This is a genomic window from Mesorhizobium ciceri biovar biserrulae (genome assembly GCF_001618845.1).
GTDB lineage: Bacteria > Pseudomonadota > Alphaproteobacteria > Rhizobiales > Rhizobiaceae > Mesorhizobium > Mesorhizobium ciceri.
This window is the reverse complement of record NZ_CP015064.1, coordinates 3,496,304-3,516,319: the sequence shown is the minus strand read 5'-3', so window position 1 is coordinate 3,516,319 and position 20,016 is coordinate 3,496,304. Positions and strand designations below refer to the sequence as shown.

Annotated in this window: 20 protein-coding genes; 4 read left to right on the top strand and 16 right to left on the bottom strand. The window is 63.4% G+C overall.

The window, feature by feature from the left end; genetic code table 11:
• Positions 1 to 24: 24 nt before the first annotated feature.
• The gene (locus A4R29_RS16430; protein WP_013531207.1) at positions 25 to 1,191 is read right to left on the bottom strand and encodes an isobutyryl-CoA dehydrogenase; all 1,167 of its coding nucleotides are present in this window, start codon (positions 1,189 to 1,191) and stop codon (positions 25 to 27) included.
• Between the two features lie 144 nt (positions 1,192 to 1,335).
• On the opposite strand from A4R29_RS16430, the gene A4R29_RS16425 reads away from it, so the two are divergent.
• Both A4R29_RS16425 and A4R29_RS16420 read left to right on the top strand, forming a co-directional pair.
• On the top strand, positions 1,336 to 1,950 hold the full coding sequence (locus A4R29_RS16425; RefSeq protein WP_063172365.1) for a dimethylsulfonioproprionate lyase family protein: 615 nt from the start codon (positions 1,336 to 1,338) through the stop codon (positions 1,948 to 1,950).
• On the top strand, positions 1,950 to 3,425 hold the full coding sequence (locus A4R29_RS16420) for a cobyric acid synthase (RefSeq protein WP_063172364.1): 1,476 nt from the start codon (positions 1,950 to 1,952) through the stop codon (positions 3,423 to 3,425). The genes A4R29_RS16425 and A4R29_RS16420 overlap by 1 nt, the downstream gene beginning before the upstream one ends.
• A 12-nt stretch (positions 3,426 to 3,437) precedes the next feature.
• On the opposite strand, the gene A4R29_RS16415 is transcribed toward A4R29_RS16420, so the two are convergent.
• From A4R29_RS16415 to A4R29_RS16405, 4 genes are all read right to left on the bottom strand, one after another.
• Positions 3,438 to 3,857: a VOC family protein gene (locus A4R29_RS16415; protein ID WP_063172363.1), complete on the bottom strand. Its 420-nt coding sequence runs from the start codon at positions 3,855 to 3,857 to the stop codon at positions 3,438 to 3,440.
• Positions 3,858 to 3,929: 72 nt separating this feature from the next.
• Positions 3,930 to 4,760, bottom strand: coding sequence for a helix-turn-helix domain-containing protein (locus A4R29_RS16410; RefSeq protein ID WP_063172362.1), 831 nt, complete (start codon positions 4,758 to 4,760; stop codon positions 3,930 to 3,932).
• 101 nt (positions 4,761 to 4,861) lie between these two features.
• Positions 4,862 to 5,032, bottom strand: coding sequence for a hypothetical protein (locus tag A4R29_RS33200; protein WP_082826471.1), 171 nt, complete (start codon positions 5,030 to 5,032; stop codon positions 4,862 to 4,864).
• Between the two features lie 51 nt (positions 5,033 to 5,083).
• Positions 5,084 to 5,869, bottom strand: a complete 786-nt coding sequence (locus A4R29_RS16405; RefSeq protein ID WP_013531213.1) for a TSUP family transporter — start codon at positions 5,867 to 5,869, stop codon at positions 5,084 to 5,086.
• 147 nt (positions 5,870 to 6,016) lie between these two features.
• Here A4R29_RS16405 and A4R29_RS16400 point away from each other — a divergent pair, with 147 nt between their 5' ends.
• Entirely contained in the window at positions 6,017 to 6,448 is a 432-nt protein-coding gene (locus A4R29_RS16400) for a TerB family tellurite resistance protein (RefSeq protein ID WP_063172361.1), read from the top strand.
• A gap of 20 nt (positions 6,449 to 6,468) precedes the next feature.
• Here A4R29_RS16400 and A4R29_RS16395 read toward each other — a convergent pair whose 3' ends face one another.
• From A4R29_RS16395 to A4R29_RS16375, 5 genes are all read right to left on the bottom strand, one after another.
• Positions 6,469 to 8,091 (bottom strand): ABC transporter ATP-binding protein, encoded by a 1,623-nt coding sequence (locus A4R29_RS16395; protein WP_063172360.1) that lies wholly within the window; start codon positions 8,089 to 8,091, stop codon positions 6,469 to 6,471.
• A complete protein-coding gene (locus tag A4R29_RS16390; protein WP_063172359.1) occupies positions 8,088 to 8,957 on the bottom strand; it encodes an ABC transporter permease in 870 nt (289 codons plus the stop codon). The genes A4R29_RS16395 and A4R29_RS16390 overlap by 4 nt, the downstream gene beginning before the upstream one ends.
• The gene (locus A4R29_RS16385) at positions 8,954 to 9,901 is read right to left on the bottom strand and encodes an ABC transporter permease (protein WP_063172358.1); all 948 of its coding nucleotides are present in this window, start codon (positions 9,899 to 9,901) and stop codon (positions 8,954 to 8,956) included. The genes A4R29_RS16390 and A4R29_RS16385 overlap by 4 nt, the downstream gene beginning before the upstream one ends.
• 13 nt (positions 9,902 to 9,914) lie before the next feature.
• On the bottom strand, positions 9,915 to 11,393 hold the full coding sequence (locus A4R29_RS16380; protein ID WP_063172357.1) for an ABC transporter substrate-binding protein: 1,479 nt from the start codon (positions 11,391 to 11,393) through the stop codon (positions 9,915 to 9,917).
• Positions 11,394 to 11,554: 161 nt separating this feature from the next.
• The gene (locus A4R29_RS16375; RefSeq protein WP_063172356.1) at positions 11,555 to 12,835 is read right to left on the bottom strand and encodes an acetylornithine deacetylase/succinyl-diaminopimelate desuccinylase family protein; all 1,281 of its coding nucleotides are present in this window, start codon (positions 12,833 to 12,835) and stop codon (positions 11,555 to 11,557) included.
• Positions 12,836 to 13,054: 219 nt separating this feature from the next.
• On the opposite strand from A4R29_RS16375, the gene A4R29_RS16370 reads away from it, so the two are divergent.
• The gene (locus A4R29_RS16370; RefSeq protein WP_063172355.1) at positions 13,055 to 13,483 is read left to right on the top strand and encodes a L,D-transpeptidase; all 429 of its coding nucleotides are present in this window, start codon (positions 13,055 to 13,057) and stop codon (positions 13,481 to 13,483) included.
• A 60-nt stretch (positions 13,484 to 13,543) separates the two neighbouring features.
• On the opposite strand, the gene A4R29_RS16365 is transcribed toward A4R29_RS16370, so the two are convergent.
• The 6 genes from A4R29_RS16365 to A4R29_RS16340 form a co-directional block, all read right to left on the bottom strand.
• On the bottom strand, positions 13,544 to 14,533 hold the full coding sequence (locus tag A4R29_RS16365; protein WP_027160475.1) for a lipid A biosynthesis lauroyl acyltransferase: 990 nt from the start codon (positions 14,531 to 14,533) through the stop codon (positions 13,544 to 13,546).
• A 4-nt stretch (positions 14,534 to 14,537) separates the two neighbouring features.
• Positions 14,538 to 15,566 carry a zinc-binding dehydrogenase gene (locus tag A4R29_RS16360; RefSeq protein ID WP_013531222.1) on the bottom strand — a complete coding sequence of 343 codons (1,029 nt, stop codon included), beginning with the start codon at positions 15,564 to 15,566 and terminating at the stop codon, positions 14,538 to 14,540.
• A gap of 36 nt (positions 15,567 to 15,602) precedes the next feature.
• On the bottom strand, positions 15,603 to 16,880 hold the full coding sequence (locus tag A4R29_RS16355; protein ID WP_013531223.1) for a beta-ketoacyl-ACP synthase: 1,278 nt from the start codon (positions 16,878 to 16,880) through the stop codon (positions 15,603 to 15,605).
• Positions 16,881 to 16,923: 43 nt separating this feature from the next.
• Positions 16,924 to 18,114 (bottom strand): beta-ketoacyl-ACP synthase, encoded by a 1,191-nt coding sequence (locus A4R29_RS16350; protein ID WP_063172354.1) that lies wholly within the window; start codon positions 18,112 to 18,114, stop codon positions 16,924 to 16,926.
• Between the two features lie 56 nt (positions 18,115 to 18,170).
• Positions 18,171 to 18,452, bottom strand: a complete 282-nt coding sequence (locus A4R29_RS16345; protein ID WP_010909964.1) for an acyl carrier protein — start codon at positions 18,450 to 18,452, stop codon at positions 18,171 to 18,173.
• Positions 18,453 to 18,682: 230 nt separating this feature from the next.
• Positions 18,683 to 19,825 carry a slipin family protein gene (locus A4R29_RS16340; protein WP_063172353.1) on the bottom strand — a complete coding sequence of 381 codons (1,143 nt, stop codon included), beginning with the start codon at positions 19,823 to 19,825 and terminating at the stop codon, positions 18,683 to 18,685.
• Positions 19,826 to 20,016: the final 191 nt, after the last annotated feature.

The window sequence follows — 20,016 nt, the reverse complement described above, 5'->3', positions numbered from 1 at the left end:
GTCTGTCTCCCAGAGTTGCTGGCTTCAACGGCCAATCAGCGCGCGAGCGATGATGACGCGCATGATCTCGTTGGTGCCTTCGAGGATCTGGTGCACGCGCAGGTCCCGCACCAGTTTCTCGATGCCGTAGTCGTGCAGGTAGCCGTAGCCGCCGAGCAGCTGCAGTGCGTCATTGGCGACATTGAAGCCGGTGTCGGTGACGAAGCGCTTGGCCATCGCCGACCATTTGCCAGCATCCGGCGCCTTGCGGTCGAGCTTCGAGGCGGCGGCATAAAGGAAGATACGCGCCGCCTGCAGCTCGGTCTCCATGTCGGCCAGCCTGAATTGCAGCGCCTGGAATTGATTGATCTTCGAGCCGAAAGCCTTGCGCTCGGCGGTGTAGGACAGCGCCTTGTCGAGCGCCGACTGCGCGCCGCCCAGCGAACAGGCGGCGATGTTCAGCCGGCCGCCGTCGAGCCCGGCCATGGCGATGCCGAAGCCAGCGCCTTCGTCGGACAGAAGGTTCTCCGCCGGCACCTTGCAATCCTCGAAGATGACCTGGCGGGTCGACTGCATGTGCCAGCCCATCTTGTGCTCGTTTGCCCCAAAGGAGAGGCCCGGCGCATCTCTGGGCACGACGATGGTGGAAATGCCTTTCGGCCCGTCCGCGCCGGTGCGCACCATGACGGCATAGACATCGCTGTCGCCGGCGCCGGAGATGAACTGTTTGGTGCCGTTGAGCACATAGTCGCCGCCGCTCTTCACCGCACGGGTCTTGAGCGCCGCGGCATCGGAGCCGGAGCCTGGCTCGGTCAGGCAGTAGCTGGCCAGCCATTCCATCGAAGTGAGCTTGGGCAGGAAGCGCTGGCGCTGTTCGTCATTGCCGAAACGGTCGATCATCGAGGCCACCATGTTGTGGATCGAGATGAAGGACGAAAAGGCCGGATCGGCGTGCGACAGCGCCTCAAAGATCAGCACGGCGTCGAGCCGGCCAAGTGCCGAGCCACCGACATCGTCCCTGATATAGATGCCGCCGAGCCCGAGCGGACCGGTCTCGCGGATCACGTCGGCCGGGAAATGCTTGTTGCGGTCCCAATCGAGCGCATTCGGTGCGACACGGTCGGCGGCGAAGGCCTGCGCCATCTCCTGGATGGCGCGCTGCTCCTCGTTGAGTTCGAATTGGCTGGTGCTCGCATCGACCGCGGCGTCCATGGCGTGCTCCCTGTGTGCTGGCCAGCTAGCTCGCTGGCCTGTTGTTTTTGGCTTTGCGCGCGCACCAATCTAGACCAATGATGCCGCCGCGCAACCCGATCCCCTGCGGAGCGGCTGTGCATCAATGCATGTCCGGAGCAAGATATGACGACAAAATTCGATGAACTGCTGGGCCGGTTCCACGCATACCTTGCGACCGTGGATCACGTCCTGATGCGCGATGCCGTGGCCCGGATCGGCTGGGACATGCCGGCTCGCACGCTGGAGCCGCGTCCGCTTGCCTGCCTGCGCCATCTCGATCGCGCCGCCGAACTGGCGCCTCCGGATGCCAAGCCGCTGGTGCAACTGCTTGCCGAACGTCGGAATGATTTCCGCTGGGGGCAGACTTATGGCGAGGCGGACTTCGGGAAAGAGTTCATCGAGAATTACGGCTGGCTGGAAGTGTTCGGCACACGTGGCCACTTTGCCAATGACGCGGCCGCCGCCGGCCTGCTGATTCTTGGACCAGATATCGTCTATCCCGACCACCATCACGTCGCCGAGGAAATCTACATTCCGCTGGCCGGCGGCACCGAATGGCGCATGGGCGAGAGCGGCTTTTGCATGCGTACGGCCGGCGAGGTCGTTCATCACGCTTCCAACGTCAATCACGCCATGCGCACGGGCAAAGACCCGTTGCTGGCGCTGTACATCTGGCGCGGCGGGCCGTTGGCGCAGAAATCCGATATCACCGGAACCGTGGCGCAGGGCAGGGACTGATGGCCAAAGCGATCATGCTGCAAGGCACGGGTTCCGACGTGGGCAAGACCGTGCTGGTCGCCGGCCTCTGCCGCGCGGCAAAAAAGCGTGGGCTGAAGGTGCGGCCGTTCAAGCCGCAGAACATGTCGAACAATGCCGCCGTCGCCGAAATTCCAGGTGACAACAATGCCGGCGGCGGTGAGATCGGCCGCGCGCAATGGCTGCAGGCGATCGCTTGCGGTGTCGCGCCATCGGTCCACATGAACCCGGTGCTGCTGAAGCCGCAGACCGATGTCGGCGCGCAGGTCATCGTGCAGGGCAAAATGTTCGGGGAAGCGCGGGCGCGCGACTACCAGGCGATGAAGGGCCGGCTGATGGACGCCGTGCTGGACTCCTGGGGCAAGGTCGGCGAGGGCGCCGATCTGGTCATCGTCGAGGGCGCCGGCTCGCCGGCCGAGATCAACCTGCGCAGCCGCGACATCGCCAATATGGGCTTTGCCACGCGCGCCGACGTGCCCGTGGTGCTGGTCGGCGACATCGATCGCGGCGGCGTCATCGCTTCGGTGGCCGGCACGCATCTGATCCTCCCGGAAGAGGACCGGCGCATGATCGCCGGCTACCTCATCAACAAGTTCCGCGGCGACGTTTCGCTGTTTGACGACGGCCTGAAGTCGATCGAGACATTCACGGGCTGGCGCTGTTTCGGTGTCGTTCCGTGGCTGAAGGCGGCGGCACGCTTGCCTTCGGAAGATTCGGTGGTGCTGGAGCGGCTGGCGTCCGGCGAAGCGCGCGCGCTGAAGGTGGCGGTGCCGATGCTTGGCCGCATCGCCAATTTCGACGATCTCGACCCGCTCAAGGCTGAGCCGCAGGTCGAGGTGGTGTTCGTGCCGCCGGGAAAGCCGCTGCCCGCCGATGCCGGGCTGGTGGTCATTCCAGGCTCGAAGTCGACAATCGGCGATCTCTTGAAATTCCGCGAGAACGGTTGGGATCGCGACCTTCTTGCGCATCGCAAGCGCGGCGGCCATGTCGTGGGCATTTGCGGCGGCTTCCAGATGCTCGGCCGCATGGTGCGCGATCCCGACGGCATCGAAGGCAGCGTCACCGAAGCCGAAGGGCTCGGCCTGCTCGACATCGAAACGGTGATGGAGCCGGAAAAGACGGTGCGCAACGTCAGCGCCCGTTCGGTGCCGTTCGACCTGCCGCTCGAAGGCTATGAAATCCATCTCGGCCGCACCACCGGGCCGGATGCGCTGAGGCCGTCTGCAGTCATCAATGGCATCGATGACGGGGCAGTGTCGGTCGATGGCAAGGTGATCGGCACCTATATGCACGGTCTGTTTGGCGCCGACGGCTTTCGCGGAAGATTCCTCGAAAGCCTCGGCATCAAGGGCGGCGGCATCGACTACCGAGCCGAGGTCGAGCGGGCGCTGGACGAGGTCGCAGCCGAGCTGGAGACCCATCTCGACTGCGACGCGATCTTTGCACTGGCGCGGTAATTCGCGGTTGGCTCAGCCCTTGTCGCCTGCCTTCGGCCAGTAGGTACCGAAGGACCAGACGTTGCCTTCCGGGTCGCGGCAGATGAACTCGCGGCTGCCATAGTCGCGGTTGGTCAATTCCTGGATGATCGTGGCGCCGGCCTTCCTGGCCTTGGCATAGGCGGCATCGGCATCATCGACGGCGATGTAGATCGACTTGCCGCCGCCTGAGCCGGGCTCGCCGACCATCTTGCCGTAGTCGTCGTCGCGCGCGGTGCCCAGCATGATCATCGAAGAGCCGAAAACCAGTTCGGCATGGTGCACGACGTCGCCTTCGCCATAGCGGGCCCGGACGCTGAAGCCGAAGGCTTCGCCCAGCCAGTCGATCATCTTTGCCGCGTTCCTGTAGCGCAAGGCGGGGTAGAGGCGGGGCGCTTCGGTGGTGGTGGTCATGTCGATCTCCTTCAGCGGGGTTGGTCGATGCCCCACTGTGGGTAAAGGCCACTCCAGCGTCTTGAAGAAATGTTACCTGGCCGAGATTCCGGTTGGTGTCTCGCCGGCGAGGTCGCGGAATTCGCGTACCAGATGCGCCTGGTCGGCATAGCCGCAATCGGCTGCGATATCGGCCCAGTCGACGGCCTGCTGCCTCGACAGGCCGAGCGCGCGGTTGAAGCGGACGATGCGCGACAGTGTCTTGGGGCCCATGCCGATGGCGTTGGAAAAACTGCCGGCGAGATGTTTGCGGCTCCAGCCCAGCCTTTCGGCGATCGATGCAATGCGGGTCCGGCCGCCGGATGTGATGATGCGGTCATAGGCCCAGGCGATTTCAAGTGGCGTCTCGGCGGCATTCTCGAGACGGGCGGTGACGAAGGCTTCGGCCATGTCGAAACGCGTCGTCCAATCCGGCGCATTGCCCAGCCGTTCACGCAGCGCCAAGCCCTGAGCGCCAAGCACGTCGTCGAGGACGACCATGCTGTCTGTCAGTTCGCTCATCGGCAGGCGGAAGAAACGGCGTGCGCCAAGCGGCGTGAAGTTGACCTGGACGCAGCAGGCGCCGCCGAAGGATTCGATCACCACCGGTCCGGCAAAGAGGCCGGCGGCGAAACTGGCGAAGCGGTCATCGTCGCCGGGCGCCTTGCCGAGGCCGATGGCGAAGGGTTCGGCGAAGCTGATGACCAGCGGTACGGTGAGCGACGCATATTCGACGTTGCGCATATGGCCGGGCGCCATTTCGCGATAGCCGCAAATGTCCGACACAATGCCCTGAAGTCGAGGATCGGGCAGGCGCCGGCGCATCTCAAACCGCCCGGCGACGGACCGGTCCTGCTCTTGCTGGGGTTGCATCTTGACTGGCATCGGCCATCCTCGCGCCAGTCAAATCTAACAGACCAAGGGCCGGAATCAAAAGCGCCCGGCTTTTGGCCGGGCGCTCCTCGTCCCCACTTCAAGGGAAATGGTCAGGCGCCGCGCATCAAGCAGCCGCCGGCAAGCACGATGAAAGCAATAAGCACGATCCACGCCGATGCGAGTGGAATGAATGAGAGAACGCCAAGCGCGGCGAGAACGCCGATGATGGCGATAACAACGGAGATGATAAAAACGATCTGGGTAGGTGCGCTAAGATTCATGTCTGCCTCTCCAACATGATTCGAACAGCGGCATTCTATCAGGGCGCGGGATCACACACCAATCAAGGCCCGCAGCGGGTTCGCCGGGTCAGCCAGCAGCTTCACAGCAAGCGCCAGGCATACGATCACCAGCAGCGGCTTGATCAGTCTTGCGCCGATGCGCATGGCCAGGCTGGCGCCGACGCGAGCGCCGAGGAACTGGGCGACGCCCATCATCAGGCCGATCTTCCAGTAGACGACGCCGAAGGCCGCGAAGACGATGAAGCCGCCGATGTTGGAGGCGAAGTTGAGCAATTTGGTATGCGCCGTCGCCTTGAGCACGCCGTAGCCGGCAAGTGCCACGAAGGCCAGCATGTAAAAGGAGCCGGCGCCCGGTCCGAACAGGCCATCGTAGAAGCCGATGGCGGGCACCAGGGTCAATCCAAACAGGAACGGCGACAGGCGCTCGGCGCGGTCGACATCGTTCATGTTGGGCTTGAACGCGAAGTAGAGCGCGATGGCGATCAGCACGATGGGCAGGGCAGCCCGCAGTATGTCGCCCGGCACGATCGTCGCCAGCAAGGCGCCGATGGCGCTTCCGACAAGGGCCAGAAGCGCCGACGGCAATTGCCGGCGCAGGTCGACATGACCCTTCGATGCGTAGTGGATGGTCGCCGAGCCCGAGCCGAACATGCCTTGCAGTTTGTTGGTGGCGAGCGCCTGGACCGGCGTGAAGCCGGCAAGCAGCAGCGCCGGCACTGTGATCAGCCCGCCGCCGCCGGCGATCGAATCGACAAAGCCCGCGGCAAAAGCGGCGAAAGCGAGCATGGCGACGGTCTGGATGCTAAGGTCGATCATCTGATGTATGGGGGTGTCCGGCTGGCTGAAATATCGGGCGTTCGACCACGGCCGCCCTGTTTGCGCAAGATCGATTCCGCGCTACCTCTATCCCAGCGCATCGCGCCTGGATTGTGTTTGTGTAGTTAACCCGGAAAGAGGCTCCTGATGGCATTCGCATTGCTGGACCAGATACGTCAGATATTCGACGGCGACCCCGGCGTGCGCAAGGTGGCGGACGATCCGGTCCTATCGGCGGAACTGCTGATGCTGTTTCGCATGATCCTGGCCGACGGATCGGTCAGCGAGAGCGAAATGGTTGCCTTCCGGCGCATCTGCAAGGACGCCTTCGGCATTCAGGAAAGCAGCATCGACAGCGTCATCGAATATCTCAACGAGTTCGGCTACGAGACCAATGGCTCGCAGGCGATTGCACTGTTCCGCGATCTCGACGTCGAGCGGCGCCGGCAATTGGCCAAACATATGGCGGAGATCGCCAAGGCGGATTCGCAACTGGCCGAGAGCGAGATCCGCCTGCTGCGCCGCACGCTCGACCTGCTCGATATCAGCCCGGTCGATGTGGTGAAGCCGCAGGAGTGATTGGGCGCCTTCTCTCCTGATCAGCCTTGCTCCCGCAGCCGCTTCGCGATCGCCCGGTGCAAGTCAGGGGCGGCGGTGACAAGCGCCTTGGCAGCCTCGGACTGCGGGTGGTCGAGCACTTCGCTCGTCTTGCCGCGCTCGACGATCTTGCCGTCATGCATGACCAGCACCTCGTCCGTGATGGCGCGGGCCACGGTCAGGTCGTGGGTGATGAAGAGGTAGGCGATGCCGAGCTTCTGGTTGAGCTCTGCGAACAGATCGAGGATCTGGGCGCGGATCGAGACATCGAGCGCCGAGACCGGCTCGTCGGCAACGACCAGCTTGGGGCGGGTGATGATGGCGCGGGCGATCGACAGGCGCTGGCGCTGGCCGCCGGAAAATTCATGAGGGTATTTGTCCATGTCGCTGATGCCGAGGCCGACTTCGTGCAGGGCATGCGCCACCATCTCGCGGCACTCGGCGCGCGTCGGCTTTTTCTCCAGCACATGCAGGGGTTCGGCAACCAGTTTTTCCACCTTCTGGCGCGGGTCGAAGGAGCCATAGGGATCTTGAAAAACGACCTGCATATCGCGTCGCGCCGGCTTCAGCTCGGCTTCGCTCTTGCCGGTTATGGTCCCGCCGCGGAACCGGATCGAGCCCGATGTCGGCCGATCCAGCGCCAGGATCATGCGGGCGAGCGTCGACTTGCCGCAGCCGGAGCGACCAACCAGTGCCACTGACTGACTCGGCGCCATCGACAGCGAGACGTCGTCGACGGCGCGGATACCAGGCGCGCGCTTGAACAGCGAAGTGCGCCGGCCGGGATAGTCGCGGGTCACGCCCTCGACCTGAAGCAAAGGGCGGCCCGTCTCGATGCCATGCGGCCTGACGCACGCCGGCACATGCATCGAGGCCTGCGCCAACTGGCGCGTGTAGGGGTGGAGCTGTTCGGATAGCGTGCGTGCGGTGTCGCCGGCTTCCATCACCTCGCCGCGGCGCAGGATGGTGATGCGGTCAGCCATCTCGGTCACCACGGCGAGGTCATGCGAGATCAGGAGCAGGCCCATGCGGCTCTCCGCGACGAGGTCGCGCAAAAGGTCGAGGATTTGTGCCTGCAGCACCACGTCGAGCGCCGTCGTCGGTTCGTCGGCGATCAGCAGCTTCGGCTTCAGCGCGCAGGCGATGGCGATGACGACGCGCTGGCGCTGGCCGCCCGACAGTTCGTGCGGATAGCGCGACAGCGGGAATTTCGCTTCGGGCAAGCCGACACGGTCGAGCATTTTTCGCGCCCGGTCTTCGGCCTCGGCGCGGCTGGCCCTGGTGTGCCAGCGTATGCCTTCGGCAACCTGTTCGCCGATGGTCTTGACCGGATTGAGCGCCGTCATCGGCTCCTGGAACACCATGCCGATGTCGTCGCCGCGCAGCGCACACATCTGGTCCTCGGTTGCTGCCAGGATGTCGATGCCGTCGAATGTGACATATCCGCTGGCGCGCGCGGCATGGGGCAGAAGCTGCATCACCGTCAGCGCGGTCATCGATTTGCCGGAACCGGATTCGCCGACCAGCCCCATCACCTCACCGGGCGCGACGGAAAGCGCCACACCCTTGAGGATCTGCGTGTCGCCGATGGTCAGCGACAGGTTCTCGATGTCGAGCAGGCTCATCGCTGCCGCCGCGATTTCGGATCGAGGACGTCGGCGATGCCGTCGCCCAGGAGGTTCAGCCCCAGCACGGCGACAACGATCGCCATGCCCGGAAAGATCGCCATCCATGGCGCCACCACCATGCGGGTCTGCGCGTCGAACAGCATGCGGCCCCAGCTCGGCATTGGCGGTTGCGCACCCAGGCCGAGATAGGAAAGCCCGGCCTCGGCCAGGATGCCCAGCGCGAACTGGATGGTGCCTTGCACCAGAAGCAGCGTGGCGATGTTGGGCAGCACATGTTCGATTGTGATCTGCGTGCTGCTCTTGCCGGCGGCGCGTGCGGCGAGAATGAACTCGCGCGGCCAGATCGCCAGCGCGCCGGCCCGGGCGACGCGCGCAAAGACCGGGATGTTGAAGATGCCGATGGCGATGATGGCGTTGACGGCGCCCGGTCCGAAGATGGCGGTGATCATGATCGCCGACAGCAAAGCCGGGAAGGCGAAGACGAGGTCGTTCAGCCGCATCAGCGCCTCGTCGACGAGGCCGCCGCGTGCCGCGGCAAAGGCGCCGAGCGGCACGCCGACCCCCATGCCGATGCCGACCGCGACCAGCGCCACGGCAATCGAATTGCGGGCGCCGACCATGACCATAGACAGGATGTCGCGGCCGAAATGGTCGGTGCCGAACCAGTGCGCCAGCGAGGGCGCTTGCGTCTTATCCGATATCACCAGTTTCGTGACGTCATAGGGCGTCCAGGCATAGGAGACGACAGCCATTGCCAGGATCAGCAGGGTGATGACGAAACCGGCAACGAAGGCGGTATTCCCGAACGCCTTGCCCAGGATGCTGCCGTACGTCTCTTCTGATATGTCGATGTGCAGTGTCATTGCCGGCTTCTCAGGCGCGGATCGACGACCGCATAGGAAAGGTCGACCAGCAGATTGACGGCGATGACGGCGGCGACCAGCAGCATGACGACGCTTTCGACGACGATCAGGTCGCGCTGGGTGATGGCCTGGAACACCAGCCGGCCGAGGCCGGGCAGATAGAAAACATTCTCGATGATGATGGTGCCGGCAAGCAGGAAGGCGAACTGCAGGCCCAGAATGGTCAGCACCGGAATCATGGCGTTGCGCAGCGCGTGCCGCCACAGCACAGCTCGGTAGGGCAGACCCTTGGCGCGGGCGGTACGGATATAGTCCTCGTTCAGCACCTCGATCAGCGCCGAGCGGGTGACGCGCGCCAGAATCGCGGCTTGCGGCAAGGCAAGCGCCAACGCCGGCAGCAGCAGCGACTTCAAGGCTGGCCAGACGCCGGCACTCCAGCCGGGAAAGCCGCCAGCAGGAACCAGCCGCAGCCAGACGGCGAAGACATAGATCAGCATCAGCGCGAACCAGAAATTGGGCACGGCGACGCCAAGCTGTGCGGCGCCCATGGAAATCGTATCACCGGCCCGTCCACGCCGGCTGGCGGAAAACAGGCCGACGGGAATCGCGATGAGGGTGGAGAGCGCAAGCGCAATCAGCGCCAGCGGTAGCGAGACGGCCAGCCGCTCGCGCACCAGACCGATGACCGGCACCGAATAGGTGTAGGAGCGGCCGAAATCGAGGCTGAGCAGGCCGCCCGCCCAGTGCAGATAGCGCCAAGCTAACGGCGCGTTGAGGCCCATCTGGTTGCGCAGCAACTCGACCTGGTCGGCGCTGGCATTCATGCCCAGCATTAGCCGCGCCGGATCGCCGGGCAGGATCTCCAGGACGGCGAACACCACCATGGAAGCCAGCACCAGCGTGGCGATGGCGATGGCGAGGCGTTTTAGGAGGTAGGCGGTCATGGAAGGTGAGGGATCACTCGCTCCACTTCACCTTGGTCAAATCATTGGCCTGGATCGGGGCGTTTTCCCACAGCCCTTGCAGCCTGGCGTCCCAGACGCCGATCTTCGGCAATTCATAGAGGAAGCCGACCACCGCATCGTCGGCCAGGATCTTCTGCGCTTGCCCCAGCAATTCCTTGCGCTTGGCTTCGTCGGAGGTGACGCCGAGATCGGCAATCACCTTGTCGAAGGCCGGGTTGTCGTAGTTGAAGTAATAATCCTTGCGCGAATAGATATCGATGTCGTTGGGCTCGGTGTGGGAGACGATCGTCAGGTCGTAATCCTTCTTGGTGAACACCTGGTCCAGCCACTGTGCCCATTCGACCGGAATGATTTCCAGATCGATGCCAACGTCGCGAAGCTGCGAGGCGATGATTTCGCCACCGAGACGGGCATAGGTGGGCGGCGGCAGTTTCAGCGTCGCCTTGAAGCCGTTCTCGAGGCCTGCCTCTTTCAGCAATTCCTTGGCCTTGGCGACATCATGCGGGTAGCGGCCGGTGAGGTCGACATAGTCCTTGTTGGCCGGCGACATATGCGAGCCGATCGGCTGGCCGAGGCCGGCCGAGGCGCCGTCGATGATGGCCTTGCGGTCGAGCGCGTAAGAGATCGCCTGCCTCACCTGCAGCTTGTCGAAAGGCGGCTTCTTGTTGTTGATCGACAGGATGGTCTCACCCTCGGTCGCGCCGATCACCACCTTGAAGCGCGGGTCGTCCTTGACCTGGGCGACGCTGTCGGCATCGAAGAACGGGAAAGCCTGGATGTCGCCCGAGAGCAGCGCCGGCACATAGGCCGCGGCATCCGGCACGATGCGAAACTCGGCCTTGTCGAGCGACGCCGGCGTGCCCCAGTAATTGTCCGATTTGACCAGCGTGATCGACGATCCCTTGGCCCAGCTCTGGAACTTGAACGGGCCGGTGCCGATCGGTTTCTCCTTGTTGGTGTCGGCAGATTCCGGCGCCACGATCACCGCGTCGCCCCAGCCCATATTGTAGAGGAACGAGCCCTGCGGGTTCCTCAGCGTGACCTTGACGGTTGCCGGATCGACGACGTCGACCTTGTCGATGGCGGCGAACAGGCCCTTTTGTGCGTTGACGGAGTTGTCGGCTCGCGCCCGGTCGAGCGAGAATTTCACGTCGGCGGCATCGAAGTCGGTGCCGTCATGGAATTTCACGCCGGTGTGCAGCTTGAAGGTGTAGACCTTGCCGTCATCGGAAATGGTCCAGCTTTCGGCCAGATCCGGCAGCACCTCGCCATTCGGCCCGATGCGCGTCAGGCCTTCGAACACATTGGCATAGAGAACCTCGTCGATCGCTGCGGCGGCACCGGCGGTCGGATCGAGATGCGGGGGTTCGAGCGGAATGCCGATGACCAGGTCGGTTCGCGCGGCGAACGCAGAGGTGCCGGCGGCCAGCGACAGCACCGCGGCCGCCAGAATGGTTTTCCACAATTTCATCGTGCAACTCCCCATGCGTTCAGACACGTGCTCGAACCCGAGTGATAGAAGCGTGATTTCGCCACGGAGTAAATTGCGTTTCGTTCTGCCCCTTGGCGTGGCCGGGAATGTTTTTGTCCTGGCGACCGCATCGGCAGTCGAAGCTTGTCGCGGTGCACACCTTATCCCGTGGCTGTGCCGCGCAGCAGCACGTTGAGCCCTATCGCCATCACCTTGGCCGATTCCACCATGTCCGATATCCCGACCCATTCGTCCGGCCGATGGGCGAGGTCGAGAATGCCAGGTCCATAAGCGATGCAATCATAGATATGGCCGATGCGAGCTATATGCTTCTGGTCATAGGTGCCGGGCGAAATGACATAATCGGGTTCGCGGTCGAAGATCGCCATGATGCCTTGCGCAACCGCCTTGACCACCGGCGCGTCGCGCTCGGTCATCAGCGGCAGCACTTCCATCAGGTCGCGGATTTCATAGTCGAATTTTGTCCGCTCGCGTTTCAACCGGTCGAGAATGCCGGTCACTTCACCTTTGACGGTGTCGAGATCCTCCTCGAGCAGGAAACGGCGGTCGATGGTCATCCGGCAGGAGTCGGGCACGTTGGGCGACGGCAGGCCGGGCCGGAAATCCTCGGTCTGGCCGCCATGGATCGAGTTGATGTTCATGGTCGAGCGTTTTGCTCCTTCGGGCACGACCGGCATGCGCGTCATCTTGCGGTCGAGCGCGGGAAACAGTTCGTCCTCGAAAGCCCGCAGCACGGCGCCCATGTGGCGCACCGCATTGTCGCCGAGAAACGGCATCGAGCCGTGCGCGATCTCGCCCTTGGTCTCGATCTCCGCCCACCAGACGCCACGATGGCCGAGGCAGATGCGGTCCTTGTTCAGCGGCTCGGGAATGATGACATGGTCGACCCTGGGTTTTGAGAAATAGCCGAGCCTGGCCAGATGCGCGACGCCGCCGAAGCCGCCGGATTCCTCGTCGACGGTGCCGGATATTTCGATGGCGCCGGGAAAATCAGGGAAGACTTCCAGGAAGGCCTCGGCTGCAATGATAGAGGCGGCAAGACCGCCCTTCATGTCGCAGGCGCCGCGGCCATAGACCCTGCCGTCCTTGACGATGCCGGCGAAGGGATCGACGGTCCAGCCATCGCCGGCTTCGACCACGTCGATATGCGAGTTGAAGTGGACGCAGGCGCCTGATGATCTCCCGTCGAAACGGGCAACGACATTGACGCGCGGGTAGCGGTCGGTGTCGCCGGGCGTGCCTTCGGCGCGGATGAACTCGGTCTCGAAACCGCTCTTCTTCAGCCGCGCGCCGAGATATTCGGCGCATGGCCGGTAGGCCTCGCCGGGTGGATTGATAGTCGGAAAACGGATCAGTTCGGCGGTCAGCGCGACGACGTCGTCGCGCCTGTCATCGATTGCCTGGAGGAGTCGCTGGTTCATGCGCAGAGTTGAGCAGCGATCCCAGCGGTTTTGCAAGCCCGCCGGCGATCAAGCCGGTGCGGCGTGTCGTTGCGGCAACTATTGCGGGAAATCGTTCAAATTCGCTGCTTTGGATTGGCGAATTGGTCAAGGTGTGTGTGTTAGCCCGTGCATCTGCCATTAAAAAGATGAAAAGTAATTAGGCAGGCAGGTTAGGGGCAATCAAAGGGGTTTGATCGCATGAAAAAGACAGTTCTCATGGCAATCATGTTTGTTGCGATGCTGTTCGGTGCTTCGGGGCAGGGCTGGGCAGCCAGCCTCGTTGCAAATATAGACGTGTCGTCGCAGACGATGACCGTCAGATATGGCGCGTCGGTTTACCGGTGGAGTGTCTCCACCGCCCGCACCGGCTATTTCACGCCGCGCGGCACCTATCGGCCGCAGCGCACGGCCAGGATGTGGTATTCGCGCAAATACCATATGTCGCCGATGCCCTATTCGGTGTTCTTCCATGGCGGCTATGCCATCCATGGAACCGGCGCCGTCAGGCAGCTCGGCCGCCCGGCGTCGCATGGCTGCGTGAGGCTGCACACGGCCAATGCCGCCACGTTCTATTCGATGGTGCGGGAAGTGGGTTTCGGCAACACGCGCATTGTCGTCACCAACTAAGGCGGTTCAGGTTCGCTGTTGTCTGCTGGCGCTGGGCTAACCCCACGCCAGCAGCTCTGCCTAAGCGTTTGGGACCGCCTTTGCCTGCGGTCGCTTTCGACGCCCGCCGCTGATCTCCCACCTTTTGTGGAACCACATCCACTGGCCGGGATCTTCTCGCACCCAGCGCTCGACGACGTCGTTGAGACGCTGGGTGGTGGCACGGACATCGACGCTGCCGTCAGCGGTGCGCGGCAAGGTCAACTTGTCCTCGATTTCGAGCCGGAAGCGGTTGCCCGGCAGCCTGACGCAGCGCGCCGGATAGACGTCGCAGTCGTAGTGGCGGGCAAGGGTGGCCAGCACGCGATTGCTCTGGCAGGGACGGCCGAAGAATGTCGTCTCCAGTCCATTGGAGAATTTCTGGTCGACAAGGATGCCGATGTTGCCGCCGTTCTCCAGAACCCCGGCCAGGGCGAATGACGCGCCCGCCATGGATGGCAGCAACGAGCCCATGGTCGAGCGGCGCGTCGAGAGGATGTAGTCGGCGAGATAGGGATTGTTAGGCGGGCGAAACAGCGCAGTGATGTTCATGCCGAAAGTCGCGGCCGCCACCGGCAGCAATTCGAAATTACCGAGATGACCGGTGAAGACGATGTGCGGCTTCTCTTCGCTGGCTATTTCGACGAAGTGGTCAGCTCCCTTGACCTCGACGCGGCCGGGCTCGCTGGCCGCGGGGTCGTAGTCGAAGAGGGCGTCGAGAAAGATGTATTCCGCGGCCAAGCGAGCCATGTTGCCCCACATGTCGGAGGCGATCGCCTGGATTTCGGCTTCGCTCTTTTCCGGATAGGCCTTGCGCAGATTGTCGACGGCGACCTGATGGCGTCCCACCCGGGGGCCGACCAGGCGTGCGACGCGGTCGGCGAAATTCAGCGCACTGTCGGCCGGCAGCAGGCGCAGGACCGAGATGATCATCATCGCCGCCCGCGCCACCAGCCAGTAATTGAGCTGGCGCAGTTGCCTGCCGTAACGAAATTTGAGGTCCCGGCGGAACTTCTTGAATACAGAGGTCAAGGCTCTAGCCGACGCGCAGGATGATCTTGCCGAAAACGTCGCGGCCTTCCATGCGCTTCAGCGCGGCGTCGATACCGTCGAAGCCGACTTCGGTGTCGATGACGGGTGCGACTTGTCCCGCCGCCATTTTCTGCATGGCGTTGGCCATGTTTTCCATGCGGCAGCCAAAGGAGCCAAGCAGTTTCAATTGCTGCTGGAACAGCTGCATCAAATTGATCTGCGTCGACACGCCGGAGGTCGAACCGCAGGTCACCAGGCGGCCGCCACGCTTCAGGCACAGCATCGAGGCGGCGAATGTGTCGGCGCCGACATGTTCAAAGACGACGTCGACGCCCTTCTTCTTGGTCAGCTTGCGCACGACGCCCTCGAAACGGTCGTCGCGGTAGTTGATGACATGGTCGGCGCCGAGCGCCTTGGCCTTGTCGATCTTGTCGTTGGAACCGACCGTAGTGATGATCGTGCAGCCCATCCGCTTGGCCAGCTGGATGGCCGCCGAGCCGATGCCGGATCCGCCGGCATGGATAAGGATGGTTTCGCCGGGTTGAAGCCTGGCGTTGTCGAACAGCATGTGCTCGACGGTGCCGAAGGTGACGGGCGCCACCGCCGCGCCGATGTCGGTCACGCCGGGCGGGGCAGGGACCAGCAGGCGGGCCGGCAGGTTGATCTTCTCCTGCGCGAAGCCGTCGAGATGGAAGCCGTGAACGCCCGAAACATGTTCGCAGAGGTTGTCGCGGCCTTCGCGGCAGGCTCGGCAGAGGCCGCAGGTGCGCGCGCCATAGATCGACACCAATTGTCCGGGCAGCAGGCTGGAAACGCCGGGGCCAACCGCCTCGACCTCGCCGGATGCCTCCGCGCCGACGACCAGCGGCAGCTTGCGCTTGGCGAAGGCCATGCCGCGCCAGCCCCAGACGTCGATATGGTTCAGCGCTACTGCCTTGATGCGCAGCGTGACTTCGCCGAGTGCCGGCGGTGGAGGAGGCGGCAGGTCCACCGTCTCAAGACGGCGGTCCTCTATAAGTTGCAATGCGCGCATGGGGCCTGTCGGTTCAGTCTGGCTGAAAAAGGTCGCTTAGACCGGTTCCCGCGCCATGACAAGGCAAGTGTTCTGGCCGCCGAAGCCGAAGGAGCTCGACAGAACGGTGCGGACCTCGGCGTTGCGCTTCTTGTTCGGCACCACGTCGAGCACGATCGCGGGGTCGGGATTGTCATAGTTGATGGTCGGCGGAATGACGCTTTCGCGCATCGTCATCAGCGAGAAAGCCGCCTCGACAGCGCCCGCCGCCGACAGCGTGTGACCGATCATCGATTTGTTCGACGAGACCGGCATAGAGCCGATCCGCTCGCCGAACACCGTCGACAGCGCCAGATGCTCCATCTTGTCGTTTTCGGGCGTCGAGGTGCCGTGGGCATTGACGTAGTCGATCTCGTCTTCACCCAGTCCGGCATCGACGAGGGCGGCGCGGACCGCGGCGATGGCCGGTGAAGCGTCCGGTTTGGAGCGGGTGCGGTGGAAGTCGTCGGCCTTCTCGCCGCAACCGCCCAGGACGCCGAGAATAGTCGCGCCGCGAGCCAATGCCGTCTCAAGCGATTCCAACACCAGCGCCCCGGATCCCTCGGCCAACACGAAGCCGTCGCGATCCCTGGAGAAGGGTTTCGACGCCTTTTCGGGGATGTCGTTGTGCGTGGAGAGCGCCGAAAGCAATGAGAAACGGATCAATGCCTCGGCGGTCGCGGAACCGTCCGCGCCGATCGACAGCGCACGGTCGCATTCGCCGCGTCGGATCGCCTCGACACCGAGCTGAATCGCGGTGGCGCCTGAAGCGCAAGCCGTCGACAGCGTGATCGGCAGACCACGCGTGCCAAGGCGATCGGCAAGGCGGCCGGCGATCGAACCGAACTGGGTGGTCTCGAAAATATCCAGCTCTTTCAAGCTACGCGCGACCCGAAGCAGTCTTTCGGCGGCGGTGTCATCCTTGTCCTTGTCAGAATTGTAGAGCGAGAAGCGCTCGGCCCAGTCGAGTTCGACTGGCGGCGATGCGAGGAAGAGCGGTCCGCCGAAATCGCTGGAATCAAGACCGGCTTCGCTCACCGCTTCTAAGCCCGCAAGCTCGGCTAGCTCATAGGTGAGTGGGCTGGCGCCTTTCGAGCTCGACGGCAGGAAATCGACCATGCCGGAGATGCGGGTGTTCAATTGATCGATGGGAAAGCGGGTGATCGGGTGAATGCCCGACTTGCCGGAGGTCAGTGCCGCCCAATTGTCTGATTTGCCGACGCCAAGCGAGGTCACCACGCCGATGCCGGTGACGGCGACGATCGGCCTGCCCATGTGATCTCTGAGATTGGCCATCCGGGAGCCCTCTTATCGTTGCAGCATGGATCGTGGAGCCGCGTTACGCGGCATTGACCAGCGCCATGCCCTCGAATTGGTGATAGCCGATCGCCGTTGCAAGGACGGATTGGGGAACGCCTTCGAACGGCGTCTCGGCTGCGGCATCAAAAACAGGATAGGCGGCCTTGCGGTCGACAGCGAGTGCGGCCAGTGCCACAGCGAAAGGAAACTGTGCTTCCTTCATGTGCCCGGTCAGCGTCGAGAAGCCACGCGCGGCGATCGCCGGATTGGCATCGAGCGCTGCCTTCTCGGCTGTTGTCGCCGCATGCGCCCCCGATGCGCCCGACAGGGTCAGCAATTTGCCGTTCGGCAATGCAGCCTGCTTGAGCAGCGCGGCGATCTCGGCGTCGAGTTCTCCCCGTGGCCGCCGGGCGCGGCCGGAGACGACCGGTCCAAGTTCTGCATAGATCTTGCGGCCGCGGCTCATCGCGTGTTCGCGCTGCTCCAGCACCAGGAAGGCGCCGCCGGAGCCGGTCACGACGCCACCGCCCTCAGTGCCCTGTCTTTGCCAAACCGGCTTCCATGGGCCGCGATGCAGATAGCCGGCGAGTTCATAGCCGAGCAGCATATCGGGATGTTCGGTCTGGAAGGCACCGCCGACCAGGATATGCGTCGACTGGCCCGAGCGGATGCGTGCGGCGGCCGTTTCAACCGCGGCGACACCGGCACCTTCCTCGCCCATGAAGGTTCTGGACGAACCGGTGACCTTGTGGACGATGGATATGTTGCCGGCGAGCAGGTTGGACAATTGGGCCAGAAACAGTGTCGGGCGCAATTCGGTGGTCAATTTCTCGTTGAGCAGTACATCGCGGTCATTGCGGCTTTCCGAAGCGGCGAGAATGGCGGCATCGACCGCCTCGTCGCGCTCGCCACCGCCCGCGGCCACAACCATGTCCATGGTCGCGCAGAGTTCGTCATCGCCCTTGATGCCGGCGTCGTCCAGTGCAAGGCCGGCAGCATAGGTGCCGAGCCTCTGCCAGGTTTCCATCTGGCGCTGATCGCCACGCTTGGCGATCTGCAGGTTCCAGTCGATCTCAGGCAGCGGATGGACAGTATAGGGTGCAAAGCGCGTCGCTTCGAGCACCGGCTGCGGGCCCGGTTGCGCGAGCTTCTGCCAGTGGGCGTCAGGACCTTCCCCCAGCGAGGAGACAAGGCCGATACCTGATATGACGACGTCGCGGGGGCTGCTCATGTGCGGCTTTGTGGGTCAGGCGGCAGAGCGCGTCAAGATCGTGCGCTTAACTGACGTCAGGCAGTCTTGGCGGCGACCAGCGCGTCGATCTTGGCGCACAGGTTCTTCATGACGAAGTAATCGTCGGTCGAAGCCTTGCCGTCATTGACCTCCTGGGTCCACTTTTCCAGCGGGACCTTGATGCCGAATTCCTTGTCGATGGCAAAGACGATGTCGAGAAAATCGAGGCTGTCTATGCCGAGATCGTCAATCGTGTGGCTCTCGGGCGTGATGGTGTCGATATCGATCTCGCTGGTGTCGGCAATGATCTTGGCGACTTTGTCGAACGTGGTGGACAAGGGCTTTTCCTTCGGTTGCGGGCGGAATCTGTCCGCATCTTGTTTGGGCGCTGTCTAATCGGTTTTTTCCGGCAGGAAAAGGCCTGATACGCCGGGCGCAGATGGGTAGGTTTCCTTCGAAACGCAAGAAGGGCCGCCGGTTTACCCGGCGGCCCTTCTGTTGACGCAACGTCAGCCTTATTTCGATGCGTGTCGTTTTTCCAAAAGCGGAACACTTTTGGCGACATGCATCAGCTGTCGCGAAGCTTGACCAGATCGTTCAGCAGCCCGCCCGTTCCGTTGTGGACGGTCAGCCGCTCGACCTTGCCGGCGATGGTTTCCAGCGCCTCGAGCTCCTTCAGCCGCAGCATCACCGGGTTTTCCGCCATCACCCTGGCCGTGTTGAGGAGGGAACGGGTCGCGTTCGTCTCCTCGCGGCGACGGATGATGTTGGCCTCGGCCTGCTTTTCGGCCGACACCACCTGGTTGAGGATCTCGCGCATCTCGCCCGGCAGGATGACATCCTTGAGCGCGATATCGCTGACCTCCACGCCGATCTCGGCCATGTCGGCGCGGACCTTGGCTGCCGCTTCCTCATCGACCGTCACCTTCTTTTCGAGGATCTGATCGAGTGTCAGCGCGCCAAGCGTCTTGCGGAAGGCATATTGCAGGGCGCGGTAGAGGGCTTCGGAGAAGTCCTTCACCATGCTGACCGCCTTGACCGGATCGACGACCCGGTATTCGGCTGCGATGTTGACGCGGATCGTCACGCGATCCTTGGTCAGCACTTCCTGCCCGGCAACGTCGAGCGACTGGCGCTTGAGGTCGACGACCTTGATCTGCACCATGCGTCCGACGTTCCAGAAGCCATGCACGCCCGCCGTCAGCGTCCTGACCAGGACACCGTCGATGAACAGCAGTCCGGCCTGACCATCGACGACCGGATGGACGGACATCAATTCCGCCTTCCGGGCCTGGCCGAGCCGGCGCATGATCGCCGCATCGATGGCGAGATCGACTGACGTGTCGATCAGCGTCACCTTCCACGGGCCGGCATCCGTCCACAGCACGAGCTTGCGGTCCGGTGCCAGCACGGCGTGCAGATTGCCGTCACGCTCGATGACGGCGACATCCGTGCGCCCGGTGCGAACGACGGTGAAATGACGCGCGGCCACATCCGGAAGCTTGTCGAACAACGCCTTCTCGTATGCCGAAACGAATTCCGGGTTCTTCAGATCGTGCCGAGACACTTCGAGGCTGCCGCGCCGGTTGGCGAGCCAGTGCTCGCCCGGCAGCAGGACAGCCTTGATCTCCCCCTTGTGGAGGGCGAGGGCACGTTCGTTTTCCTTTACGAGGACGCGCTCGCGTCCAAGAACCTTGTCGAGAATGGTCATTGTCTTACTCCTGTCGGGCATGGCCCCATGCGAGGCGTCACGTCATGCGTCGATCTTCCCTTCGTTTCTCGTTTCACGTCGTCTCTTGCGTCGTAGCCCGGGCACGAATGATCCGGGGACTGGTGGCATCGAGCCGTGGCGGGCCTTCGGGAGCGGATCGCGGGGCAGCGAAGCGGGCGCAGGAGGCCTTA